The organism is Paenibacillus sp. FSL R5-0810 (assembly GCF_038002285.1).
GTDB classification, from domain to species: Bacteria; Bacillota; Bacilli; order Paenibacillales; family Paenibacillaceae; genus Paenibacillus_AQ; species Paenibacillus_AQ lactis.
Genome location: NZ_JBBOCF010000001.1, coordinates 1,525,068 through 1,551,024, shown reverse-complemented (window position 1 = coordinate 1,551,024; position 25,957 = coordinate 1,525,068). Strand labels below are relative to the sequence as shown.

Sequence of the window (25,957 nt, the reverse complement as noted above, 5' to 3'; positions counted from 1 at the left end):
TTCTGTAAATCATGTGCTACTTCTCTTCGAATTTAAGCGCAGCATCAATGGCATCGAGCGTAGCCGCGTCAAGCCGGATACCGGAGGCGTGGACGTTATGGTCCACCTGCTCTGGTCTCGAGGCTCCGACGATGCAGCTTGCCACGGATGGCTGACGCAGAATCCAGGCTAGCGCCATTTGTGCAAGCGAGATGCCGGCCTGATCCGCGATCGGTTTCAGTCGCTGCACCCGCTTCAGGTGATCCTCGTCGATCCAGCGGGAGATGGCTCCGTTCTGCTTCGGGTCCGCCGCCCTCGAGCTTGGCGGGATCATGCCGCCAGGCTCGTATTTGCCAGTAAGCGCGCCTTGGGCAAGCGGAGAGAATACGATTTGGCCGAGCCCCTCCCTCTCGCAAACCGGGATCAGCTCCAGTTCCGGTTCGCGAAGGAGCATATGGTATTGCGGTTGACTGGAGATGATGCGGTTCAGGTTCAATTCGGCGCCCGTCCGAACCGCATCCACGATCTGCGCCGGTTTCCACATGCTCACACCTGTGTACAACACTTTGCCCGCTTTCACCAGATCATCGAGAGCCCGGAGCGTTTCGTCGAGCGGCGTATCGGGATCGTACCGGTGACACTGATACAAGTCGATATAGTCGACGCCAAGCCGCTTCAAGCTCAAGTCGCACTGCTCGCGAATATGCTTGCGGGACAAGCCGCGGTCATTGGGGCCGTCTCCTACCGGCACGCAAACCTTTGTGGCCAGAACATATGAGCTTCGTTCGTATTTGGCCAATGCATGCCCAACGATCCTTTCTGCTTCACCATGATGATAGACGTTCGCCGTATCAAATAGATTTATGCCATGCCCATAAGCGCGGTCGATGATCCTCTCCGGAAGCCTGGGATCTGAAGCCGCTCCGACGGTAAGCCAGCTGCCGAGTGCGATTTCGCTCACCTTCAATCCACTGTTGCCCAGTCTTCTGTACTGCATAGATGTCAACTCCATTCCATCTTCAAAATTCAGGCTGTGCCCGCACTGTTTGGTACAGGTTCTGATATCCTGCAAATCGATCATAAAACGACAGACTATGTAAGCTCCATGTCGCGTCTCCATACTGCCCTGTGTTTTTCTACGACGTTGTTTCATCATTCCGCCTGACTTTTATGGCGAACGTGCCCCGCGTGACACCACAATGTTACGAGCGGATCGTCTTCGCTGGAACGAAGGTGATGGTCTTCGCCAGCTTCAATAATCAGGATATCCCCTGTGGTTACAACGTGCTCCACTCCATCCACCTCCATGATGCCGTACCCTTGGATTATGATGAACGCCTCTCGATCCGGATGCGTATGTATATCCAAGCCTCCGGGTCCGTCGTTCGTATGGCTTCTTTCGCCGGGCTTCGTGAAAGCGAGACCACCGGCGCATAAATAATCGCCGGGCAGAAGGTCTCCGAGTATATGGCCAGACCTCGTATCCTTCAATTCATGAAGCCGAAATCGTAGCATTTCGGGTTCCTCCTTAATAGAATTTGATCAGCTTGGCTTTCTTGAACATCATACCTTCCGATCGCTTCTTGCAACATGTCGTTTCTTAAGCCGCAGCTGTGTTTTCTTCGAAGGGCGCTTACAATCGGAAAATCATAAATCTATATATAGAGAGAGAGGATTTTTGGATAAATAAAAACCGCCCTCATAAGAAGGCGGTAATTGCTATTATGGAAATCGCGCTCCGTTGCTTCTACACTCTGACCGGCTGTTCTCCTGTTTGATCATGCAGTTCTTGCACCGATCCCAAAAAGGCTGAAATGTTTTCGGTATGTAGAATGGCACAGATTAGATACGGGTCTACTTATTTCCTAACGACAGGAATCCACATTTCACCAAATACGAGGCCGTTTCGCTGCCCCATTTCCACCGTTGCGTTGGGCCCGCCGACATAGGCAACCTCCTGTGTTTCCGGCAGCGCTTGTCCAAAGGCGATACCTGTAAGCATCTGACTCAACTCATCAGCGCTCTGCGCTTCTCCTTTTACAACGAGGTATTCCCCTTTAGGAAATTGGATCGCTCTGGTCGCTTCCGGTATCGATGCCTCGGTCATCACGCCAGCGTAATACATCATCTTGTTATTCACGGCTTCGTTTACGGCAAAGATGTAGTCATTTGCGGCCACGGCCTTTAATGTGTCAAGCTTTCCATCTTGTTTTACGGCCTCCCAAAAGTCGGCCTTCTCCTTGTTGATGCCGGCATAGTCGGTGTAATCGCTTTGAAGCTCCGTTCCGATCCCTAATACAATAAAGCTGTCTTTTTCCTCAATACTGTAATTGGTCATATTCCAAACCTTCCTCTTCTTAAATTTATCAAATGATTTGTTTTTTCACTTGATGGGTTTATAATAACTTTAAACCATGTCAAAAAGTGATACTGTTTAGGAGGGCCCGATGAAAAAAGTTGAACGGATCAACACCATCATGCGGTATATCAACAACCGCGCCCACTTTACCATTTCTGAAATCATGAGGGAATTTAACATCTCTCGTTCGACCGCGATTCGCGATATCAGAGAAATTGAAGCGATGGGAATGCCGCTTGTCGCTGAGGTCGGGAGGGATGGAGGATATTTTGTCATGAACAACTCCGTCCTCCCTACGGTCCGCTTTACCGATAATGAGATTAGAGCCCTGTTTATCGCCTTTATGGCCACAAGAAATCAACAACTGCCATATTTAAAGAGCCGTCACTCTTTAGCCGAAAAATTGCTGGGTCTCATCTCGGAAAACCAGCAAGATGACCTGGTGCTTCTAAATCAAATTTTGCTGTTCGAAGGAACTAACCCCAATAATCCGGACCTGCTTGACCTGACTGATCTCCCCCATCCGATGTTGGAACATCTCATTCAAATTCTTCTTGGGGACAGGTATTTAATGCTCTTCGTCAAAGAAGAGAAGGTAACCAAGTCATATCCGATTTATCTCTTGCATCTATATCGGGAAAAAAGCCAATGGCAAATTGATGGCTTGGACCTAGAGGCTGAAAAAAGGCGGATCATCCCTGTCGACAATCTCACTGATGTACAACCATACGCTGTGAAAAAAAGAATGAACAAGAAAAAGATATCCGAGCTCAGTAAGCTGGAGGAGGCAGCCAACCTTGTCCTTGATCTCGGTCCAAAGGCGATTGCCCAGTTCAAAAAATACCACCCTTTGAGGTTTTCGCTTGCTTATACGAATCCGTATCAAACCACAGCGACCTTAAAGACTTTTATCAATGTGCATCATTCAGAAGAAGTAACCGAAATAACCAATTGGCTGCTTTTCCTCGGGGATGATATCAAGGTAAAGGAAATGCCAAGAGAAATTGCAGAAGGCTTAAAAGGGAGATTAAGCGCATACGTACCATAAGAAGCACTCTATCAATTGAGAGATGAAGGGAACATCCGGCGTCCGGTCAGGAACGTTTATTCATCCTTGAAAACCGGCAAGGTAAAATAAAATTCGGCTCCGCTACCATCTGTACTCCTGGCCCAAATCCGGCCGCCATGATCTTCCACGATTTGTTTGCAAATGGCCAGTCCCAGACCTGCGCCTCCGAACGCTCTGGAACGGGACTTCTCTCCACGGTAAAACCGTTCAAACAAATACGGCACATCCGCTTCAGCGATGCCTTTCCCATTGTCTTTGACCGCAATAAGCAGACAATCTCCTTCATCTTTCATAGAAACGGTAATTTCCGTTAAATCTCCGGCATATCTTTTGGCGTTTTCGATCAAATTTTCAAACACTTGGGCAATACGATCGGCGTCCGCCCTTACAAGTCTGGAAGGGAATGGCCGTTCGACGGATAATCCAACCGGAGCATCCTGAAACTCGATCTCGTAAGGGGCTATGATTGCTTCAAGCAAGACTTGGCTGTCGATGACCCGGGCGTCCATGATTAGGTGCCCCGCCTCCAATTGAGCGAATTGAAACAGGTCTTCAATCATGCGATCCAGCTGCTCTGTTTTGTTTTTGATCACGGCCAGGTATTTGCTCACCTTTTGTTCATCGCGTGCTATGCCATCCTGCAAACCTTCGACATAGCCGCGAATCGAGGTTATCGGCGTTCGCAAATCATGAGAGATGTTGGCAATCAGTTCATTGCGCGAACGTTCGTAAGCGGTTTGCTGATCCAGGGATTCCTTCAACCTTGCACGCATTAATTCGAATACGTCGCTGAAGCGTCCTACCTCGTCATGGTAGCGGTTGCGGATTTGAAAATCCAAGTTGCCGTTTATAATTTGCTCCGCAGCATTGTTCAGTTCCTGTAGGGGCAGAAGGACACGTCTTGTAATCACATAAGCCAATATATAGGCGCATAGAAGATACGCCACCACTAGCGTGCCGATCACGAAAATGAATATCCCCATAGTTCCGCCGCTTGGGCCCTGCTCTTTCACGCGAACCCCGGATATCGTCATCAAGATTACAGGAACAAATATAATCCCGGTTAGTGAAGCGATCAGTTTAAAGCGGATTCCGGTCTTCATCGCAAACCACCATCAAGCTTATAGCCTACGCCCCATACCGTTTTGATCAAGGTCGGGTTGGCGGGATCCCGCTCAATTTTCTCCCGGATTTTCTTAATATGGACGGTTACCGTATTCAAGTCTCCGCGTTCTTCGAAACCCCAGACATTTTGAAAGATTTGTTCGCGAGTTAACACCTGATTCGGATGAAGGGCCAAAAAGCGGAGTACTTCAAACTCCTTCGCCGAGCATTGAACAGGTTGATTTCGAACGCTCACTTCGTAGGCTTTGAGATCGAGTTCCAGATCTTTATGTCGGATGATATCCGATGGCGGCATTGGTGACGGCAGCTGATTCACTCTGCGGAGCTGCGCCCTGACCCTTGCAATCACCTCGCCAGGACTGAAAGGCTTGACTACATAATCGTCCGCGCCGATTCCTAATCCGAGAATTTTATCGACATCGCTCTTCTTGGCGCTAAGCATGATAATGGGTATGGACGATTCGGAGCGAATCGTTCGGCATACTTCAATCCCGTTTAAATGGGGCAGCATGATATCCAAAATCATCAATTGCGGCCGGGTTTCCCTGAACAATCGAACGGCCTCTAGCCCGTCGCTAGCGACGATGACTTCGAAGTGCTCTTCTACAAGGTAATCCTTTAACAAATCCGCAATTTCTTTCTCATCTTCCACGATCATAATCCGGTCGAGCTGCACGGGTTCACCTCATTCATATCCATATATATCCTTCTCCTGTATCATAACACTCGCTTCGTAGTAGATACCAATATAAGTGAAAGTGAACATGGCCTTCCTTGAAAAAATCGCCTAGTAGCACTTATCGGAAAACCTTGAGCATGAAGGGCCCCCTCCTATTGGATTAGATCTTTTTTCTTGATGATCAACGCACTGGCGGCATAGAACAATACGATGTATGCTGCGATAATCGCGGTGTTCTGAAACACGGCTTCCCAAGTAGCCTTATGGACGATTTCATGAAAATAGTACATGTGGTTCACAACGGAATAGGGTTTGATCATCTCGAACGCATTCAAGGATTGTGCGGCAGTCAAAATTCCGATGGAGAGCCCAATCGTAGTACTAATGTTCGTGGCCATGACGGCCAATAAAACGACAATCATTCCGCAAGCCATGTACGGCAGCAGCATTGAGAACGTCAGCCGAATCGTTAACCATACCCCTTCCTCTCCTATGTACTCCTCTCCAGCATAGAATGTATACTCGCCCCAACCGAAGGCAAGCGTTCCAATTGCGTACTCTGCTGCGAGGGATAAAACAACCAGGACTAAGATGAATACGAATAATGAGGCGATTTTGGCATTGAGCCATTCGATCCGTCCGACGGGTCGCAGCAGCGTCAGCTTGAACGTGCCTGCTTTTATATCGCCAGTAATCAAGTCTGCCACGTAAACGGGAATAAAGATGGTCATGAATTGGGCCAAGCTGTTTATTAGCGCTAAAGGAAGGGATTGCCCGTTCGGCGTAACAATGACCGACTTCCATTCCCCGCCAGACTGATAAAAATAGACGGTCATGCAAGCATGGATGATCAGAATGGCTATAAATATATACATTTTCTTTAATCTGAATGTTTTGTAAAGCTCGTTTTGGATCAATCGAATCACGACCTACCATCTCCTTCCGTTATGTCCAAAAAGTATTGCTCGAGCGTTCTGGGTCCTCCAGATGAGAGCAGCTGCTGGACATCGCCTTCCGCCACCAGCTTACCGTGTCGGATAATGCCGATCTTGCTGCACATTTGTTCGACTTCATGCAGCAGATGGCTAGAAATGAGGAAAGTAATGCCTTGCTCCGCAGCAAGCTGCGCGATCATTTCTCTAATTCCCTTCATTCCTTGCGGGTCAAGTCCGTTCGTAGGTTCGTCAAGAATGATCAGCTTCGGCTCGTTTAGAAGCGAGCTCGCAATACCAAGACGCTGCCTCATCCCGAGCGAATAGGAACCCACCTTGTCTTTTGCCCGATCGGACAGTCCAACGATCTCAAGGACTTCTAGCACGCGTCTTCTTGTCACGCCCGTCAGGAGGTTCGCAGTCAGCATGAGATTGTCATAGGCGGAAAGATAGGTATAGAAGGCTGGCTGCTCTACAATAGCGCCGACAAGTGCTATTGCATCTTTAAAATGTGACTTCAATTGATATCCTCCAATCCTCACTTCGCCTGCATCAGGATGGATAAGTCCCGTTAGCATTCGGATCGTTGTTGTTTTACCGGATCCGTTGGTGCCAAGGAAACCGTAAATATCGCCTTCCTCAATCCGAAGATTAAGACCATTGACAGCGGTCCTGGAACCGAAGGTTTTCGTCAATCCCTTTGCATCAAGTAGGATCTTGTTTTCCATAAGCGTTCTCCCCCCATGTCTTAGCGACTTTGTTTTCCTAATCGTAAGAGCTGAACATGAAAAGTTAATTTTTGAGAAATAAAAGATTGGTATGAAAAATATTAACATTCGATTAAGCGTAGTAATGTGATCCGGCGCTTATTGAAGGGGCGCATCACGTTCCTTCTTAGGAGACTCTCTCAAGCTAGAAAAGAACACACTAATGACTCCGATGCTTAAGAAGGAATCAGCTGCTATTTGGCCGCCTGATCGGCAATTAATACAAAAGCGGCTATTATGTAGTAAAGGACCATTTTGTCAACTCCTCTCTATATTTTCTAAATCCTTCTCATTAGAATAAATGCATGATCTTAAGAGCTGGCCAGAAAGAAATTAACAGTTCATATCGAAATGATTAACATTCGATAAACTCGCAAAAAAACACCCCCCAAATTATGATTGGGGGGTGTGCTCCAAACATTCACTAAAATCATATATCTTCCGTCTTCATATTTTATTTTGAGTTCGCTACAATATCGACTTATATCTTACGTTCCTCATATTCAAAGGGTTCTTCACACGAATAGATCTCATGGAACAATCCTTCATACGGGATATCGTCTTCCATGCATTTTATAAGATACGAAAGCCGCTCATCACAGTCCGGTTCCTCGCCGGTGTTTTTCATCACTTCGAATGCATCCACAATATTTTCCATGACACACGCCTGTATAAATAATCGGAGCTGATCCAGCATCGAATCTTCCAGCTTGGTCTCGGATCTGTATCCCTCAAGGACCGTTTCAAAGTAATCATCCATAAAGGCTTTACGTTTACCGGCGTCTGGTTCGAACTGGATCCAGCCTACTCCGTTTCCCCAGACACTTGCCAAGTCATACATGTACCAGCCGAAGAATGAATTATCGAAATCGTATACCGTGATTTGCCCTGTATCAAAATCGATCGAATAATTCCCATCGTTGTAATCAAAATGGATCATACCGTAAGTCTCATGGCCTCTGTCCAATCCTTCTAAAGCATGAAGGAGCTCAACCAGCTTCTTCTTCAGCAGAAATAGGGAGTCAGGAATCAGTTTATCGATATATTCGGCATTGAATTTCTCGGAAAAATGATGCCTGCGGTGGACAGGTGTGTACTCTTTTGATAATTGGTGCAGCTTCCCTAAGACTTTACCGCAGTTGTAATAGTATTCGGATATAGGAGCTCCTTCCCGGTAACGATAATGATTTTCCGCAAGCATTTTTCCTCTAGCCTTTTCAAACAGGCAGATAAAAAAGGGATGCTGATTATGGGTAATCTCCTCAAGCAGATTCCCATTCCGGGAGCTGATTACATTGGAGACGCTGCCTCCGTGCTCAAATAAATAGCGGATATATTCAACCTCGGCCAGAAAATCATCCCGGCTTCTGTCAGGTAAGAAAGCGATTCGCAGTATTTTTGCGTCGGCTCCTTCTTTCTCAAAGGCATAAACGACATTCCGCCCTCCCTCATGGGGTGGAATCAGCTGGATTTCATAGCCCTCCAACCCGTACAATTCCAATACGGATGGAAGTAAGTGTGCATCCATGATTTGCAAAACCTCGTTATAATTCATAGCATCTCTCCTTTTTAACTGATAATGTATTTAGTATTTAACTGCAGTGTGTGTATTCATATTTCCTTGTTACATGAAGTTTGAATATCAAATTCGGATTATTACTCATCATGCATAGCACTATTCATCTGCTCAGCTACTTACAGGGTAAACGCTAAATACGGAAGATCACAAGGGGGAAAATGGTTTTAGTTATTCTTCGAAGGCGATCAGCAAGTAAGCTCATAATCAAATAATCGTCTTCTAAAACAAGCAGAAACCGCGATTATCGCGGTTTCTTATGTGAGTTATGCTCTTACCCTCGTAAATGGATCCTCGCTTAAGCATCGTTAAATGTTTGCTCCGCTACTGCGGCAAATCTCTCTACCAGATCGCTGATCTTGAATGTCTCCTTCCCGATCATATACGTCTTTACTGTATCATGGAATGGCGCGTACCAATGGGCAGGCACCCCCTCCTTGCCGACGATCGCACCGACAATGCTGCCCGCGGTCGCGGCCGTGCAATCATTGTCCAGCCCCATCGCCACTGTCTCCGATATGACCTTGGAAACGTCCGTCCCTCCGATCATTAATCCGAATACGGTCAAGCAAGCGTTGTTGTTCGTATGAACGCTGTGCATGCCTTTAAAACGATTGTCCACAGCTTCCCTGGCTTCTGCATAATTCCGGATATCCTTTCCGATGGAGAGCGCCCATTCAATATCCTTATATAGGTTGCACCCTCTAGGAATTTCAGTTAACCCGATGCGCAGAGCATCTACCGGATGATCAACCTCGAAGGCGGCAGCTTGCGCGGCGCTGAAAAACATTTCGCCATAGATGCCGTTCCTTCGATGGCTCAAGTAGGCGTCGCGGTACGCATACTCCGCGGCTTTCGAGGGGATTCCGGGAGCGATATAGGCCCACGGGTCGGATCGAATGTCTGCGCCGATCCATTGACAGTACGGATTGTTCACATCCGCCGCTTCCATCGCCGTCCTGCCTGCCTTCAAGTTAAGAAGGGCGACTTCCTCAGCTGTGCAGGCATACGGCAAATATTTCAACCAGCTCTTCCCCACATCCTCCGTGCTAAAATGTGTCCCATGCTCCTCGGCAATGAGCAGTCCCAGGATCGTGTACGTAACGTCATCGTCAACCGGAACGCAATTCAGACCTTCAAGGGTATATTCATAGAAAGTGCTCTTCCCATATCGCAGATGGTTTGGAGTCTTCGCTTTGGACCAATAGTTCTGCGGCGGGAAATGATCGCCAATATACTCGGCCCAGCTCTTCATTTCATCGACTCCCCATAGTTCCACCGGAGCTCCGAGCGTACATCCGGCGAATCGAGCCAGCATAGCACCTTCCAGCTTATTTTTATAAACAGTCTTATCGAACGATTTCCACATTCTTCGGGGTCCGTCAGGCCGTAACGCTTGAATCCCCTTCAGATCATTCGGCTCTTGCGAAGCAAGCGCCTCGTCGACAGGCAGATCTTGCATTTTTTGAAGAGAAGCCTTCATCGCCCGTTCCACTTCCAACAAGACGTCGGAAACGTCAGTTGCACCGTATTCATGAGCCAAACGCCCGTATTCAATGATTCTCGTGGCCAGCTCGTTCAATTTCGGTTCCGTCGGATACGCCATATCAAATCTCCTTCCGCTTTTGCTTTCCTAGTGTATTCGTTTTCAAATCCAGATTATAATAAAACAGATGACAATTCTGCTGAAAAGGAACCAAAAACTATGCAGAAACGACCAACCTCATATGAAGTAATTTCTCAGCCGTATCTACTTCCACCAAGGTTTCCTGTAGATTGGATCGAGAATTTTATCCAGAGAGATGCTGATATCACCTATTTGCACTATCATAATTGCTTGGAGATCGGATATTGCTGCGAAGGCTCGGGCGTGTTTATCGTAGAAGAAAAAATACTGCCCTATTCAAAAGGCGATGTGTGTGTATTATTTTTCCGGGCCAGCTCCATCTTGCCCAAAGCGTAAAAGGTCAGGTAAGCCGCTGGCATTTTTGCTTCTTAGATCCAAAAACGCTTCTCGGCACTGTATGTCCTCAAGCATGGAATGAGTCAGCTCCACCTGGATACTCACGGTTTACGAATATCGTCAATCCCAGCGACGCTCCCGAGATTTCGTTAATGGCGGAATTCCTTATGAAAGAATTGGGCCAGCAGATGACGGGGTATGAATCCGCCGTTAGAAGCTCTGTTTGGAGCCTGATAACCCTCATTGACAGAATCATCAACCCTTTGTCTGACCAAGCGTTTGAAGCTGAAGCGATTGATCGGGCTTCCATGAACAAAATTTCTAAATCACTGGAGTACATCTCACAGCATTATATGGAGCCGATAGGAATCGATGCGTTGGCGGCAGCCTGCAATCTCAGCGTCACCCATTTCCGCCGTACGTTCCGCTCCTGTATGGGAATGGCTCCGCTCGATTACCTGATTCATGTTCGAATGCAGATGGCTTCCGCATTGCTGTGCCATACTGACAACAGCATTCTGAATATTTCGGAACAGGTAGGCTGCGCTACCCTATCCAGCTTTAACCGGCATTTCAAGCAAAGGATGGGGGTCTCTCCATCCAAGTGGCGAGCGATGAAACGTCAATGACCTTCGCACGATCAGAAACAATCGAACCTCTATACAGAACCCTGCCCACAATCAGCAATTTATCTACGATGCGATGCTGGACTTTAGTCGAGGTCCGCTACCTCCTGCGGACGGTTTCGAATCATGGATATATTCGTTATAATTTTGCCAAGTATGTTGGAGGAGCGATGGAGCATGAGCTACGAACATAAAGTACAGAGGGAAATTGCCGACTGGGAACACAAAATGTTCAGACCGCCGGGATGGCTGGAAAAAACATCGAAAACAATCGGCAATCGAATTAATCATTGGATTCCCCCGAAGGTGCACAATATCATAACGACCACCATTCGATCGATCGTGCGCACGGCATTGTTCGGCGCGGAATATACGCCGAGTCGGCAGGTGGAGCGTACTTTGGACCTCGAGGCTGCGGATCAAGAAGCGCAGGAATTATTTGCCCTGTACCAAAAAATTGCGGTTGCCGAAGGGGCTGGAACGGGAGCTGGCGGCATTATGCTTAGCATGGTGGACTTTCCCGCTTTAATTGCGATCAAGATGAAATTTCTGTTCGAGCTGGCTCATGTTTACGGCTATGACACCAAGCATTTCTCTGAGCGGGTATTCATTCTCAAGGTGTTCCAAATGACGTTCTCGGGACCGGAGAACCGTGCGCGGCTGCTCGAATCCGTCAAGCATTGGCATATCGAAAAGGAACAATGGATGTCCGACACCGAGTACGCCCGCAATATGGACTGGGAGACATTTCAGATCGAGTATCGAGACGCCATGGACTTCCGGAAAATGCTGCAGATGGTGCCTGGGATCGGCGCTGTCGCAGGCGCCTGGGCAAATTACACCATTCTTGAGGAGCTGCGTGAATCCGCCATGAATGCTTACCGCCTTCGTAGATTGCACGATGATTTCGTGATTGTGGGTTAAATCCCCTTTCATTTGCCATAACCACAGTTATAAACATGATGCCATGACAATAGAGGCAGCTAATCTGTATGATTAGCTGCCTTAAAAATTGCCAACTATTGCAACGCTCAAACTCCATCCGAAATTGTGAACCCCATCCCGAAATTCCAAGACTCCTATATTTTGGTAAACGGAATTATAATCATTTTTGTAACCGCATTCACAGCAATCAACAGCCGAATACCTCGGTAAAACAAAGGAGTGATGCCGTTTCAAGCCCAATTGCAAAGTTGACTTTATCCCCAAATTAAAGGAGGAACTTTTAATGATTCGAAAGGGATTGTCTTATTTGCTGATTCTGTCGTTGCTGCTGACGTGCAGTACCTTCTTCGGTACGAAGGCGGAAGCCGCAGACTACACGCAGGGCGTCGAACGATCCGGAAGCACAGCTACCATATGGTTCAAATCGTCCGTCAACACGAGTTTGGTGGATGTTCATTACAAAGTGAATGACGGCGTGCAGCAAAATTTGAGAATGGCGTACAACGCTGGCAAATCCCGATACGAACAAGCGATCACAGGCATAGCCGCTGGCAACGTCATTGCGTATTGGTTTACTTATAATAACGGAACCCCAGCCTACGACACCAATATCTTTACGTACACCGCTGGTTCCACGCCAGATCCCCCTTCATCCGGTTCCATATATGACATTCTCCCATCCTCGATTCCCATGCCGCCAAACGGTGCCGTCTCCGTAAAGATCATGAACGGGACCCATGGCGCTTACACCGACCAGCAAATATACTGGGGCGTCCTCGGCATCAATCCCGTGAACGGTCGTTGGAGCTACCTGGACCTGAGTGGCAATCTGATCCCCATCTCGAGCGCCTTGAATGATGCGCCAGGCCACTTAACCAAGAACGGCATCCATTACGCCAACATTTACCACAAGGTCAGCGATGCTTCCTGGATCACCTTGCCTCAGATTACGTCAGGCCGAATGTTTCTTAGCGTCGGTTCCCCAATGTACTTGAAAACCTTCGATCACGGATTTGCCGGTCCCGATCTGAACAATCCAACGGATCCAAACCGCGATATCATTTTCGATTTCGTTGAATTCACGGTTGACCAGGCAGGCTATCACGGCAATACGACACGCGTGGATGGGTTCGGTTTTCCGATCCAGCATCGGCTAGTCAACAAATCAGGTTCTTTTGACCAAACCGTAGGTGAGCTTGAATCTGAGACTCGAAGCGGAATTTTCGCCAAATTCCAGGCCGAGGTTCCTGCCGAATTCAAATCGCTGGCAACCGTTCAAGCTCCATATCGCATTGTAGCGCCAATTCACGGCTCTTTCGCCCAGGGAGGCGCGAATGCCAACTATTTCGCCGGGTACGCACCGTACAGTACGCAGGATATTTTCCGGTGCGACGGCGCTTTGACAGATGCTGCAACGTGCGCAGCCATCAATCGCCATGTATATACGACGAGCGACTGGAATAACGTGTCAAATTACTATCAAGCCGCTCCGGCTAATTATTACGCAAAATTCTGGCACGACCACAGCATTAACCGCTTGGCCTATGGATTTGCATATGATGATGTCAACGGCCAAGCTGCTTATCTCGAAGTGGGCGATCCGAAGGGCCTGATTATTCGTGTAGGATGGTAAATGATCAATCAAATCTGTTAGATCTAAAGCAAAAACGATGACATAGGTCATCGTTTTTGTTGTTATACCATTAAAACGTTGCCTAAGCCGTACAGACAAGCCGCACCCATCTTGGCGCCCTTTTGCTAGTTATAGCTCAGCTTCAGTGCTATAATCTCGGTTGAAGCGTTACATGCAGGTTTTGATCATAATGAAGTCCCTCTGTTCTTCGTCCCCCATATAAAAGGAATGGGAACCTGTTTGAACAAACCCCATTTTCTTATAAAAAGCAATAGCATTTTCATTTCGTTCCCAAACGCCTAACCAAACCTTCCGTTTATGGCGTTCCGCCGCGATTTCCATGGCTTTATTGAGCAGAAGCTTGCCAAGCCCATGTTTTTGATAGCGGCTCTTAATATAAATCCTCTCGATTTCAAGCGAGTCATTGCCCATCAATTCCGTTTGCGCATCTTCGGTGTTTACCTTTAGATACCCGGCGATTTCCCCATTATAAGAAGTAAAATAGAACTCCGAATAGCTATTGCTTATCTCTTGTTCTAATTGGTTTAAGTTAAATGCTTTGTCTAAATATGCCTTCATATTTTCAGGTGAATTCTGATCCTTAAATGTTTCATTAAATGTTTCAACACTAACATCTTGAAGTATTTCCAGGTCTTCTAAGGTGCATTTTCTTATATGGATCGTCAATCGATCTCTCCTCCCTTTGATAAATCAATACAATCTCTTGTTGCCCTTTTTAACAAACTCCCAGTCTTTCTCTACATTTTTTCTGACCCTCTGCAAGAGATTGAACAGAGTTTCTGCTTCGTTTTCGGATAACCCTTCTAATGCAACCCCATTGGAATAATCATGTTCTCTCTTTATAAAAGGATACACACGTTTCCCTTTCTCCGTTGGAAAGAGCCGTTTGATTTTTCTATTATGATGATCTTCCTTCTTTTCAATAAAGCCGTGAAGCTCAAGCTTCTTGATGGCACGGGCTGCAGTTGTGCGGTCTACTTTTATCATCTCAGCCAGCTTCTCTTGAATGATTCCTGGGTTTTCGCATACCCTCACAAGGTACAAATATTGTCCTTTGGTCAGGTCATATTCTTTAAATTCCATATTGCTAATCGAATCCAATGCTCTTGCAATCATTCCAATCTCTCGAAGAATTTCCATCCAATTGACTCCCTCGTTCTCAATATGTTGCAATTGCAACAAAAGTATTTATTTAGTTTAATCGAATAATGCTGCATTTGCAACAATTAACGACAAAATAATGACCACTTCGATGAGATGCTCTGATTCATCGAAATGGTCATTAGATTGATAGAAGCTGATTTGTGACATCGTAATAGAGGCGAATTATAATCAATGTAGGCGCTTTGTTCTTAACCGCTTATCCTTCCAGGCTGTTTGCCTGCTTTAAAGACCGAATACGAACGGCAGTGGTCTTGAAGCCGGGCATTTTGCAGAACGGGTCCAGCTCCGGCCGGGTAGCATGATTGACGTTCTGTACCCCGCCCCAATGCATAGGGACAAACAGGGTATCTTGCCGAATAGAGTCTCCAACTCTGCAGCGGACCGTAAATGAGCCATGCTCCGACACAACTTCGACCCACTCGCCGTCACGGACCCGATAACGCTGTGCGGTAGTCGGGTGAATCTCTGCGAAATTCTCCAGCTCGCGCGCAAGCAAAGAGGGGCTTCTCCGGGTCTGCACCCCGGTCAGATAATGGGACAATACGCGTCCATTGGTCAGGATTAGCGGGTATTCCTCGGACACTCCTCCCCAGCGCTCTCCTTCTGTTATGGTGAAAACAGCCTTCCCGTCCGGGTGGGCAAACGATTGCTGGAACAGTAAGCCGACCCCAGCCTCTTCGGTAGAGGGGCAAGGCCAGTACACCCCTTCCTCCCTGCGCAATCGGTCATACGTGATGCCGTAATAATCAGCAACCCCGCCTTTGCTCGCCAGTCTCAGCTCATTAAATATCTCTTCAGGCCCGTTGAAGCGAAAGTACAGTCCTTTTCCCAGTTGGTCTGCTATGGAGCAGAGGATCATCCAGTCATGGCGCGCCTCACCGGGAGGCTCACGGCCGGCTTCCCGCAGAAGGACCCGCCCCTCCAGATTGGTCAGTGTCCCTTCATTCTCCAAATAGGAGGTCACCGGCAGCACGATGTCAGCCAATTGGGCCGTTTCGGACATGAACATATCGGCAACCACCAGCAGATCAAGGCTCTTCAAGCCTTCCACCACATGCCCGGCGTTCGGATTCGAAACCACGGGATTGGAGCCCATCACGAAGAGAGATTTGATCTCGCCCTGATGAACAAGCTCCATCATCTCATAGGCCGAGATGCCTTTTCCAGGTAAGCTTGAAGCTTCAACACCCCATACGGAGGCAACGTACTTACGGTCCTCCTCATTCTCGATCGATCTGTAGCCCGGCAGCTGATCAGCCTTTTGCCCATGCTCTCTTCCGCCCTGTCCATTCCCCTGCCCGGTGACGGCTCCATATCCGCAGCCTTCCCTGCCGATTTTGCCTGTGGCTAAGACCAGGTTCAGAAAATGCCGAACCGCAAGATGGCCATCCATCTGCTGCTCTACCCCTCGGGCGGTCAAAATCATTCCTGTGCCTGCCATGCCATAGGATCTGGCTGCCTCCCGGATTTGCTCTAACTCCAGTCCGCATAGATCGGCAGCCCGATTCAAATTGAACCCGTTCATATAGGCTCTCAGCTCATCATAACCATTTGTCCTGGCTCGGATAAATGCCTCATCCACGAAGCCCTCATCCATGATGATCTTCAGCATGGCATCAGCCAGCAACGCATCCGTACCCGGTCTGATCGGCAGGTGGATATCCGCAATGGCGGCTGTTGCCGTTTTCCGCGGGTCGATGACCACGATCTTCGCTCCGTTCTCTTTCGCCTGGTTAAAATAAGGCAGCAGCGTTGGCTGGCACTCCGCGATATTGGTACCGGCGAGGACAATGCAGCGCGCCAGAGGAATGTCGGCCAGCCTGAACGTCAGCCCCCTGTCAATCCCAAAGGTTTTACTCCCAGCAGAGGCCGCTGCCGACATGCAGAAACGACCGTTATAATCGATATATTTCGTGCCGAGCGCCACTCTGGCAAATTTGCCGAGCAAATAGGCCGTTTCGTTGGTCAGCGATCCACCGCCGTATACGGCATTCGCATCAGGACCGTACTGGTCTGTAATCGTCTTTAGCCGATGGCTTATCACGTGAATCGCCTCGTCCCAGGAACAAGAAACGAGCTCGCCGTTGACACGGATCAGTGGTTCCAGCAACCGCTGCGAGTGGACAGCATGCTGATGCGCATTCATGCCTTTGACGCAGACCCTGCCCTCGGAGGCAGCGTTTGGCACGCCTTCAATCTGGTAGGCAGTCCGTCGCTGACCCGGAACACCTTCCTCCACTTCAGTAACCGTCATCTTACACTGTACACTGCAAAAAGGACATTGAGTCTCTACCTTGGCAGAAGCTCTCTCTATATCCAAATCCGTATAAACCATCTTAGACCACCTCTCCCTCGATTTCTCCTCCGTCTAACCGGCATAAGCTTTCAACGAACGTCGCGACAGCTTTTCTGCAAGCTCACGCTGCATATCATCGTCAAGCACAATCTCCCGGATCGCAAGGACATCCGTACGTTCCACCCACGCCCACAGCGGTTCATTGTAGAAGCTGTTCTGCCGATACCACTGCAGGCAAGCGGATACGAGACGAACGATGTCTTCCTCTTGCTCTGCAACACCGATCAGCTGTCCTTCGCGGACAGGATGCTCCGCATGTCCGCCGAGATACACCTCCCAACCTGCGGGGGAAGCTGAGATCCCGACCCCCTGGACCAGAATTCCAATGGGCGACCCTGTCCCATATGACACGCCGGCACTTACCGGATAAGGAAGCGTTACATCTTGCCAGCTGATGCGGAGCCTTTCCCCAATGCGCTGGATGCCAGCCGCGACCGGTTCGGAAGCTTCCCCATCGTCAATACGTATCCGCACGCCCTGATAATACGATTGATCTGCATAAAAAACATGGCTTTGTGCCTTCCTAGCCGCTATCCTCTCTTCATCGTTAACAACGCCCGCCATTTCCAGATAGAATCGTATGACCGGGAGGCATATAGTACATCCGCCCGCCTTCTTCCAGCCCAGTTGCGACATGATGTCCGGGATGGTACGGCAGCCTTGATTCACCGCGTCAGTAATGGTTTGCTTTATTGAAGAATGACCATGAACCGTACAATCACATATAGGAGCTTCCGCCGGCGTTCCGACTGCCTTCTGTTTCTGCGGCTTATCCGTCGTTTTACTGCTTTGCATATATTGGACAATTCCAACCACCATTGGCCGGCATCCGCCGCAAGAAGCGGATGCTTTGGTATGCACCTTTACTTCTTCGGCACTTGTTAAATCGTGGTCGGTTATGGCATGAATGATCGCCGCTTTGCTGACACGGTTGCAAGCGCACACCGTTTCATGGTCCGGCAGCGCTTCAGCCGCCGCTTCCGCCGGGCTGGCAGCACGCTCACGCGGGAGTAGCTCTGCTACGGCCGCGCCCCGTTCCACAAATCCCAGCAATGCAGCTCCTTCCGCCGTATCCCCGAACAGAATTGCCCCGGCAATCTTGCCGTTGTGCACGGTTACTTTTTTGTATGTGCCGCAAACGGCATCATAGTTCTGAACAGCGGTTTCTACGCCTTCACCCGAGATTACGCCGGCGGAAAAAACATCTACACCCGATATTTTAAGCTGGGAGGACGGGATCGACCCGTTATAGGGCTCAGTCTCATGTCCGCAGATGACGCGGGCAAGCACCCTCCCCTGCTCATATAAGGGGGCCACCAGGCCGTAACTTACTCCCCGGTGTTCCGCGCATTCCCCCAGGGCAAAAATGTTCGGATCGCTTGTTCTCATGAAGTCATCTACGACAATCGCCCTCCGCGTTAGAATGCCGCTTCTTTGGGCCAGCTCTATGTTCGGCCTGATCCCCACGGCGAGGACGACCACATCCGCATCAAGCCGCGTTCCGTCCATAAACCGAAGCCCCTGCGCCCTTGTTCGGCCGGTAATTCGCGTGGTGTTTTTCGCCAAATAAAATTGCATCCCTTGGCTCTCGAGTTCTCGCTGAAGCATATCCGCAGCGACGCGATCCAGCTGTCGATTCATGATATAAGGTGCGTTATGAACCACTTGGGTCTCCATACCAAGATGAAGCAGCCCGCGAGCTGCTTCCAAGCCTAACAACCCTCCGCCAATGACAGCCGCTTTTCTATAGGATTTGGACATTTCGGACATTCTCTCGCAATCGTCGATCGTTCGAAAGGATATAACCCCTTCCTTATCCGTCCCTGGGATAGGCGGTATGAATGGAGATGAGCCGGTTGCCAGGATTAATGCATCATACGTTGCGCGTAGGCCGGAGGCTGTCTCGACGAAACGTCGTTTGGCATCGATATGACGAACGGGCTGACCGGCCAACAAGCGGATCCCATGCCGCTCATACCAGGACCAGTCGTTCAGAATAATATCCTGCAGCGCATGTTCACCTTGCAGGACTTTGGATAAGAGGATCCGATTATAGTTTGGAAAGGCCTCGGCTCCGAAGATCGTAATATCAAAGTGCTCCGGAGCAATCTTTAGGATTTCTTCAACACACTTTATCCCCGCCATGCCATTCCCGACGACTATAAGTTTCTTTCGCTGCATGTTATTCCTCCATTCAAACCATGTCATCTTCATGTGAGAATAATACAAAAATGCCCTCCCCCTGCACGCAGGGAAAGGGCGTCATTGCCTCAAAACCGGCACAGCATTGTGCCGATCTTCGATTATTATGTTAAATACAGATTAGTTCATGTCGATTATAATGTCAATATATATTACATTTAGAGAGTAGTAAATTTATAAATTTAAATTTTTTTAAATTTTTGTGTTATGTATATTGACACCATTTCCCCCTCCTGTCTATAATGTGAACATCAAATCAGCTGAATATTAAGACGAAAGACACAATGACGTGTTTTTTGTCATGGGCAATGTGGCCGCGAATCGTTCTGGAAAAGAGCGACTTGCGGCCTTTTTTGCCTGCGGCTGGGGATTTGGCGATTTGGCTTCATGAAGCAAAGAGAACAGAGAAAGAACACATTTGGATGAGGAGTGAAAGTCATGGAGAGGAAAGGTTTTTGGCAAAGCGGGCATAAGCCCTCCCTGTTCGGTGCTTTTCTGTATTTTGATATCAGTTTTATGATTTGGGGCATGCTCGGGCCGCTTGCGGTTGTCATTGCTGCAGATTATCCGATGGATCCGGTTCAGAAGGCAAATTTGGTGGCGCTGCCCGTTCTGGGCGGCTCGATCCTCAGACTTGTATTAGGCTTCCTGGCTGATCGTATCGGTCCCAAACTTACCGCTCAGATTGGAATGATGGTCACCCTGATCCCTCTGTTGCTCGGCTGGTTATGGGTAGATTCACTCGATCAATTGTACGTCGTTGCTGTTCTGCTCGGGGTCGCGGGAGCATCGTTCGCCGCTGCGCTTCCTCTTGCTGGTCAGTGGTATCCCAAGGAACATCAAGGTCTGGCAATGGGGATCGCGGGTGCCGGGAACAGCGGTACCGTTCTCGCGACCTTGTTCGCCAATCGTCTTGCCCAGCATTTCGGAAGCTGGGAAGTTGTGTTCGGTCTAGCAATCATACCTATTGTACTGGTCTTCATTTACTTCTCGCTGTTTGCCCGCAACAGCCCGAATCGCCCTGCCCCCAAACGGCTGTACGAATACGGCCATGTCCTTAAACAACGTGATGCTTGGGTATTCTGTGCCCTGTACTGCGTAACCTTTGGCGGCTTTGTCGGGCTCGCTAACTATCTGACGATCTTCTTCAACACCCAGTATGGTCTCTCCGCGGTTCAGGCCGCAGACATTACAACGATCTGCGTCATCGCAGGGAGCTTCTTCCGCCCAGTTGGAGGCTTTCTCGCCGATCGAATCGGCGGCTCTCGAATGCTGATGATTCTCTATGCCGGTGCCGCGATCATGCTGATCGGTGTTTCCTTCCTGCCTCCTCTTTGGGTCGTTGTCATCCTGCTGTTTATCGGCATGATGTGTCTGGGAGCGGGTAACGGTTCCGTATTTCAGCTCGTCCCTCAACGGTTTGCCGGCGAGATCGGCCTGGTTACCGGGATCGTCGGCGCTGCCGGTGGACTTGGAGGCTATGCGCTGCCGCTGATTCTGGGGCGATTGTACCAAGCGACAGGCTCATACGCCACAGGCTTCATCATTTTAAGCTTTATCGCGGCGGCTTCGTTGACTCTTACGATCGTAATGCAGCTGAAATGGCGCCGCAGCTGGCTCCGCAGTGTGCCATCCGGCCCGCAAACCGGATCGGCTAAGGTTTAATCTCGGAATTAGCCATACGTACAGCACATTGAGCAGAACAACTACGTGGAATCGTGTTGTTTTGCTCATTTTTTTATATGGCGGAACGTAGTCATGTTTGGTCTTCCTAAAGATTACCTTCAATTTATTGCTGATTATTATGAGAACAATCGGACGTATTCAAAGTACAAGCCCAAAATATCAAGGCGATCATGCTTACTAGAGCCCCCAGCATGCACACGCCGGACCACCCTGCCCAAGAATAAATCCAGGTTGACGCGATTGCACCCGTTGCACTTCCAAAGGAATAAAAGACCATGTACCCGGCAGTTAACCTGCTCCTTGCTTCCGGACGAACACTTAAAATCATGCTTTGATTGGTAACGTGAATCGCTTGCACTGCGAAATCCAACATAAGGATCCCTATGATGAAAAGCCACATGGAATGCAGTAGTAACCCGATTGGGAGCCATGCGAACAATAACAGCAACAACGCGATTCCTGTTGTCCGTTGTCCTAATCCCCGATCTGCCAGTCGCCCAGCGCTGCTTGCGGCCAATGCCCCCGCAGCGCCTGCGAGTCCAAACAATCCAATTACGCTGTGGCTGAACGAAAGTGGAGAGGAGCTCATCGGCAAAACCATTGAGGACCATAAAATACTAAAGTCTGAAAAAATGAAGAAAGCAAGGAGGCCGCGAATTCTCAATAGGGGGATTTGTACGAATAGATCTTTTATGGAGCGGAGTACTTCCCTGTACGAGTTCTTACTTGGCGGACGTCTTGTATCGGGTGTAACGGTTAGGAACACAAAAGCCAATGAGATCATGATCACTGCCGAGACGATATAAACGGAACGCCATCCGTTCATATCCGCTAAGGTGCCCGAGAAGGTACGGGCCAGTAGTATCCCTATTACAATTCCACTAGTAACAACTCCAATCGTGCGGCCACGTCTGTATTGCGGTGCTCGATCAGCGGCAAGAGCAACAAGCACTTGTGCAACTACAGCCTGGAATCCAACCGTCCCCAAGCCGAGGAATAGAAACCAAGGTTTTGAAGCTAATGCGACGATACTTAATGCGATCGATAATAACACGATCATCCCCGTTACAAGCCGACGCGGATTAAACATATCCCCTAACGGCACCAAGAACAATAACCCAAACGCATAACAAATCTGGGTCACGGTTACTACCGTACCGATGATAGATTTATTCATACCAAACTCAGTAGCCATGCAAAGGTTGGGAGAAATAAACCGTTGCTACTGCCGATCCGCAGATGACCGCATAAAGAAAAACCGCCGCGCTCGATAGTTGAGCTTGTGATTCCGTGTAATTCGGACGAAGCTTAGGGGAACTTGACATTAAATCAGCCTCCTTAAATGTACCGTTCGGTATGTTATTTTGAGACCAATTAACTCACAGAAATGGATGAATGTCAACACTTGGTTGATTTAATCAATATTCTTCGATAAAATATTATGTACTAAAAGGTATTTAATCAGGAGGGGTTATGGCTAGAATTCGTGAATTTGATGAACAACAGGCTTTAACGGAGGCAATGCATGTGTTTTGGGAAAAAGGATACGAGGCGACTTCACTTAGTGACTTAACTTCACGAATGAAGATTCAGAAACCTAGTTTATATGCTGCATTTGGAGACAAATTATCTTTGTTTGAATCAGCCCTTCGAAAGTATAACGAAATACACGCTAAATCCATTCGCTTGAAGCTTAACGAAAGTACGAGTGTCAAGACTGCCTTCAGGCGCTTGTTTCTGGAAGGGGCGTTCCCTGACGGAACCCTTGAGCAGAATGGCTGCTTCTGCATTAATACGATGGTGGAGCTCGCTCCGCACGATGCGAAGTTTGAAATTTTGACGCGAGAGCATCAACAATATTTAGCGGCGATGTTTGAAGATGCCCTTAAACGAGGGATACGCTCCGGAGAGATCGACGAATCGATCAACGATCGGGCGATAGCCCAGTCCCTTGTGGTAGCTTTCATCGGAATAACGGTATTAAAGAAATCCAATCCTAATCGGGAATGGATCGATAGCTGCATCGACTCAGCGTTATCATTACTCACAGCACCCCCACGTAGTGATAGTCTGATTAAATGAAAGGAACCAAGTGTCGATCCGTGTTCCTTTCAGCTTCAGCTTGTCCCCCGACAACCATATTTGTTATGTTAATAGTAGTTCTGCACTTGATGTTGATTAGGAGTGCATACAAAAATGCCGTACAAGCCACGGCATTTTTGTAGGTTATAGGTTGGGGGAGTTATGAATGCGAAGTAGACAGGAAGCCATTGATTACTGTTTGAGTTTGAGCCATGCGTATGAGGATCAACCATTTCGTGATAAAAATTGGACAGTGATTCGGCATCAAGATAACAATAAAGTTTTTGCTTGGATTTTTGAAAAAGACCATCTTATTTGGATCAATGTAAAATGCGAACCCGGCATGCTCGAGTTCTTACGCCAGGCATACACTGCAGTAGTTCCGGCCTTTCACCTTAATAAAAACCATTGGAATTCTATTATTCTTGACGGCACCGTACCAGAAGAAGAAATTCACAACATGATCAAACAGAGCTATCTTTTAACTAAAACATCTTCCCGAGATTAACCCGGTTCACTTTTCGCTTCCATCCAAATGATAGATGAGCTGCACGACTCCTGAGGAGAACGTTCTTGTATTCACCAGCTTTAAATTCAACCTTTGCTTGATATCCACGAACAACGGCTTTCCTTCTCCCAAAACGACAGGGTGAACCGATAGTCTGAATACATCAACCAGCCCTAACTGGATAAAGGTTGTAATGAGGCTTGCTCCTCCATATAACCAGATGTCTTTACCCGGCTTATTCTTTATTGCATGTACTTCTTCAAGAATATGATCGTTGATGTAGATTGCTTTATGATCGTTTCCTGATTGCGTCCGGGAAAACACAAATTTTTCTTTAATGTGAACGATTGACCAAAGCTCATGATCAGCGTCCGATTGATCCGGATCCGGCGTGAATTGGCCCCACAAATCATAACTTTTTCTTCCATACAATATCGTATCGATTTGATTCAAGAAATCCAAAAACCCCATCTCCGGGTCCATAATGCACCAATCTACTTCCCCATTCTTTCCTTCAATATAACCATCCAAAGTTACGGCTAAATCTAAAATGATTTTACGTTTCATGCTTTGTTTCTCCTTTCGGGATTTACCACTTATTCTAGCCCTTAATGATGTCATCTAATGTCATATAACGTATCCATCGAAAATAAAAAAAGCCGCCGATAAGCGACTTTGCATGAAAAAAGTTTCCTCCGGCGCAAGGCGTGGCTATCCCCAAGTCTGCCACACTTGAGTTTCGAGTAAATGTTTGGCTCTGGCGATCACAGATTCGGGAATCTGACTCACCTCTCCCATTTCATAAAGCACAGACATATGCCACCATGCCCCATCCCATTTCTGGCGGGTGTGTTCACCGTGGGCTGTCACCCATTGCGAAGTGGATTCAAGGAATCGTATAGATTCTTCAATTGCCAAACGAACCGTTTGATTGGTTGCCATCCTGCTATCTCCTTTTGGTATACCGCCGTAAACCTTAACCTTGCGTGGATCTCTTCACTGGGTGGGTGGAGCGGCAATCCGTATATCGAACCCGGGTAACTATCAATTCCTAATTGATATCTCTTATAACGCGGCAAAGCTGCCGAGTCGACCATGGATCCGGCAGCTTTGATTTTTTAATCAGTCAACCACTGAGGAGAACTCACCAGAAGCCTCCATCGGAATGAATAATCTGTCCCGTAATCCATTCAGATTCTTCGCTTGCTAGAAAAACGATTAATTTGGCAGCATCTTTAGGTTCACCGATCCGCCCCATAGGGAATCTCGGTAGCAAGTATTCTTTCAATTCATCGTTCATCCATCCAGTGTCTGTTGGTCCAGGGTCTACTGCATTAACGGTGATATGAAGCGGCGCTAATTCGAGAGCAACGGATTTCGTAAAAGTGGAAATCGCCCCCTTGGTCGAAACATAAGCCAAATTTCCAGGTTGAGGTGATTTGTCCTGACCCGATACCAGGTTAATAATTCGGCCACCGTGTGTGCCTTCAATTCGACGAGCGAACTCAACCGTCAAAAGACACGTTCCTCGAATGTTCACGTTATAATGAGCATCGAGGATATCCGCATTGAGTGATCGAAAATCAACATCAACGGAATGGGTTGCGTTATTTACAAGAATGGACGGCAATCCCAGCTTCTCCTGAACTTCATTAAGCAGTATTTCCGGTGCTTCAATCTGCGATAAATCCAACTCCATGGATTCGCACCTTACGCCCAAGCTGCGGATTTCCTCCATTAGATGTTCTGCCCAGTCCAAATCCTCATTAACAAAATAGTCCATGCCTTGATCATAGGCTGACCAATGAGTGAAAAAGATGTCAGCGCCTTCTCTTGCTAATTCCAGGCATATTGCAGTACCTATGCCCATCTCCCGACTGGCGCCCGTAACAATGGCAATCTTATTCATTAATCGTTTCATACCCCGCATCTCCTCACGGAAACGCCGATTGACGTGCTAATGGAGACGTAGGCTCACCCATTAAAAAAGCGAATACCTAAAAAGGAATTCGCCCGGTGTATTTATAGCACATGAACCCAGCGATCCAATAATGGTTAAACAAAAAATGGGAAATTGACCCTTTAATGAAAAAGGGTTCAACATATCCTTTCCATTCCTTCACCATTACAGGATATCTGCCATTTTTAGTCCATGCTCCTTTCGTACATCTCCATGCTCATACGGTACCATAATTATGAATGATAGTAAATTCGTTATTAATAAAAACGGGACGGATTTTCAGATGTCAGATTGATCTTCCGGTCGGTGAGAAGGGGCCTTGAAA

The 25,957-nt window shown here is 48.0% G+C and carries 24 protein-coding genes; 7 read left to right on the top strand and 17 right to left on the bottom strand.

The window, feature by feature from the left end:
• Positions 1–16: 16 nt before the first annotated feature.
• The 3 genes from MKX76_RS07015 to MKX76_RS07005 form a co-directional block, all read right to left on the bottom strand.
• On the bottom strand, positions 17–976 hold the full coding sequence (locus MKX76_RS07015) for an aldo/keto reductase family protein (RefSeq protein ID WP_341033282.1): 960 nt from the start codon (positions 974–976) through the stop codon (positions 17–19).
• 155 nt (positions 977–1,131) lie between these two features.
• Positions 1,132–1,494, bottom strand: a complete 363-nt coding sequence (locus MKX76_RS07010) for a cupin domain-containing protein (RefSeq protein WP_007128164.1) — start codon at positions 1,492–1,494, stop codon at positions 1,132–1,134.
• A gap of 343 nt (positions 1,495–1,837) precedes the next feature.
• Entirely contained in the window at positions 1,838–2,317 is a 480-nt protein-coding gene (locus MKX76_RS07005; RefSeq protein WP_007128165.1) for a GyrI-like domain-containing protein, read from the bottom strand.
• A gap of 109 nt (positions 2,318–2,426) precedes the next feature.
• On the opposite strand from MKX76_RS07005, the gene MKX76_RS07000 reads away from it, so the two are divergent.
• Positions 2,427–3,386, top strand: a complete 960-nt coding sequence (locus MKX76_RS07000; RefSeq protein WP_341033281.1) for a helix-turn-helix transcriptional regulator — start codon at positions 2,427–2,429, stop codon at positions 3,384–3,386.
• Between the two features lie 56 nt (positions 3,387–3,442).
• Here MKX76_RS07000 and MKX76_RS06995 read toward each other — a convergent pair whose 3' ends face one another.
• From MKX76_RS06995 to MKX76_RS06970, 6 genes are all read right to left on the bottom strand, one after another.
• On the bottom strand, positions 3,443–4,510 hold the full coding sequence (locus MKX76_RS06995; protein WP_341033280.1) for a sensor histidine kinase: 1,068 nt from the start codon (positions 4,508–4,510) through the stop codon (positions 3,443–3,445).
• Positions 4,507–5,208 (bottom strand): winged helix-turn-helix domain-containing protein, encoded by a 702-nt coding sequence (locus MKX76_RS06990; protein WP_028405976.1) that lies wholly within the window; start codon positions 5,206–5,208, stop codon positions 4,507–4,509. Before MKX76_RS06990 ends, MKX76_RS06995 begins: the two co-directional genes overlap by 4 nt.
• 155 nt (positions 5,209–5,363) lie before the next feature.
• A complete protein-coding gene (locus MKX76_RS06985; RefSeq protein ID WP_028405975.1) occupies positions 5,364–6,137 on the bottom strand; it encodes an ABC transporter permease in 774 nt (257 codons plus the stop codon).
• A complete protein-coding gene (locus MKX76_RS06980) occupies positions 6,134–6,871 on the bottom strand; it encodes an ATP-binding cassette domain-containing protein (RefSeq protein ID WP_028405974.1) in 738 nt (245 codons plus the stop codon). The genes MKX76_RS06985 and MKX76_RS06980 overlap by 4 nt, the downstream gene beginning before the upstream one ends.
• 520 nt (positions 6,872–7,391) lie before the next feature.
• Complete coding sequence (locus MKX76_RS06975; RefSeq protein WP_028405973.1) at positions 7,392–8,465, bottom strand: phosphotransferase; 1,074 nt, start codon at positions 8,463–8,465, stop codon at positions 7,392–7,394.
• A 319-nt stretch (positions 8,466–8,784) separates the two neighbouring features.
• On the bottom strand, positions 8,785–10,092 hold the full coding sequence (locus MKX76_RS06970) for an ADP-ribosylglycohydrolase family protein (protein ID WP_341033279.1): 1,308 nt from the start codon (positions 10,090–10,092) through the stop codon (positions 8,785–8,787).
• 524 nt (positions 10,093–10,616) lie between these two features.
• On the opposite strand from MKX76_RS06970, the gene MKX76_RS06965 reads away from it, so the two are divergent.
• From MKX76_RS06965 to MKX76_RS06955, 3 genes are all read left to right on the top strand, one after another.
• On the top strand, positions 10,617–11,078 hold the full coding sequence (locus MKX76_RS06965) for a helix-turn-helix transcriptional regulator (RefSeq protein WP_341033278.1): 462 nt from the start codon (positions 10,617–10,619) through the stop codon (positions 11,076–11,078).
• Between the two features lie 174 nt (positions 11,079–11,252).
• A complete protein-coding gene (locus MKX76_RS06960) occupies positions 11,253–11,999 on the top strand; it encodes an EcsC family protein (RefSeq protein ID WP_028405971.1) in 747 nt (248 codons plus the stop codon).
• A 304-nt stretch (positions 12,000–12,303) separates the two neighbouring features.
• Positions 12,304–13,653: a glycoside hydrolase family 64 protein gene (locus MKX76_RS06955; protein ID WP_341033277.1), complete on the top strand. Its 1,350-nt coding sequence runs from the start codon at positions 12,304–12,306 to the stop codon at positions 13,651–13,653.
• A 168-nt stretch (positions 13,654–13,821) separates the two neighbouring features.
• On the opposite strand, the gene MKX76_RS06950 is transcribed toward MKX76_RS06955, so the two are convergent.
• The 4 genes from MKX76_RS06950 to nirB all read right to left on the bottom strand — a co-directional run bounded on the left by MKX76_RS06950 (position 13,822) and on the right by nirB (position 19,375).
• A complete protein-coding gene (locus MKX76_RS06950) occupies positions 13,822–14,340 on the bottom strand; it encodes a GNAT family N-acetyltransferase (protein ID WP_341033276.1) in 519 nt (172 codons plus the stop codon).
• 24 nt (positions 14,341–14,364) lie between these two features.
• Positions 14,365–14,814: a MarR family winged helix-turn-helix transcriptional regulator gene (locus MKX76_RS06945; protein WP_341033275.1), complete on the bottom strand. Its 450-nt coding sequence runs from the start codon at positions 14,812–14,814 to the stop codon at positions 14,365–14,367.
• A gap of 220 nt (positions 14,815–15,034) precedes the next feature.
• Entirely contained in the window at positions 15,035–17,173 is a 2,139-nt protein-coding gene (gene nasC, locus MKX76_RS06940; protein ID WP_034273684.1) for an assimilatory nitrate reductase catalytic subunit NasC, read from the bottom strand.
• Between the two features lie 33 nt (positions 17,174–17,206).
• Positions 17,207–19,375, bottom strand: a complete 2,169-nt coding sequence (gene nirB, locus MKX76_RS06935) for a nitrite reductase large subunit NirB (protein ID WP_340900469.1) — start codon at positions 19,373–19,375, stop codon at positions 17,207–17,209.
• A 459-nt stretch (positions 19,376–19,834) separates the two neighbouring features.
• On the opposite strand from nirB, the gene MKX76_RS06930 reads away from it, so the two are divergent.
• The gene (locus MKX76_RS06930) at positions 19,835–21,061 is read left to right on the top strand and encodes a nitrate/nitrite transporter (protein ID WP_028405965.1); all 1,227 of its coding nucleotides are present in this window, start codon (positions 19,835–19,837) and stop codon (positions 21,059–21,061) included.
• A 124-nt stretch (positions 21,062–21,185) separates the two neighbouring features.
• Here MKX76_RS06930 and MKX76_RS06925 read toward each other — a convergent pair whose 3' ends face one another.
• Positions 21,186–22,259, bottom strand: a complete 1,074-nt coding sequence (locus MKX76_RS06925) for an MFS transporter (protein ID WP_341033274.1) — start codon at positions 22,257–22,259, stop codon at positions 21,186–21,188.
• 296 nt (positions 22,260–22,555) lie between these two features.
• Between MKX76_RS06925 and MKX76_RS06920 the strand changes: the two genes are divergently transcribed.
• Together MKX76_RS06920 and MKX76_RS06915 are read left to right on the top strand one after the other, a co-directional pair.
• Positions 22,556–23,164 (top strand): TetR/AcrR family transcriptional regulator, encoded by a 609-nt coding sequence (locus tag MKX76_RS06920; RefSeq protein WP_028405963.1) that lies wholly within the window; start codon positions 22,556–22,558, stop codon positions 23,162–23,164.
• A gap of 166 nt (positions 23,165–23,330) precedes the next feature.
• Positions 23,331–23,672, top strand: coding sequence for an MmcQ/YjbR family DNA-binding protein (locus tag MKX76_RS06915; RefSeq protein WP_028405962.1), 342 nt, complete (start codon positions 23,331–23,333; stop codon positions 23,670–23,672).
• 6 nt (positions 23,673–23,678) lie between these two features.
• Here MKX76_RS06915 and MKX76_RS06910 read toward each other — a convergent pair whose 3' ends face one another.
• The 3 genes from MKX76_RS06910 to MKX76_RS06900 form a co-directional block, all read right to left on the bottom strand.
• Complete coding sequence (locus tag MKX76_RS06910; protein WP_341033271.1) at positions 23,679–24,239, bottom strand: dihydrofolate reductase family protein; 561 nt, start codon at positions 24,237–24,239, stop codon at positions 23,679–23,681.
• A 144-nt stretch (positions 24,240–24,383) separates the two neighbouring features.
• On the bottom strand, positions 24,384–24,614 hold the full coding sequence (locus tag MKX76_RS06905) for a hypothetical protein (protein WP_007128185.1): 231 nt from the start codon (positions 24,612–24,614) through the stop codon (positions 24,384–24,386).
• A 202-nt stretch (positions 24,615–24,816) separates the two neighbouring features.
• A complete protein-coding gene (locus MKX76_RS06900; protein WP_007128186.1) occupies positions 24,817–25,593 on the bottom strand; it encodes an SDR family oxidoreductase in 777 nt (258 codons plus the stop codon).
• Between the last annotated feature and the right edge of the window lie 364 nt (positions 25,594–25,957).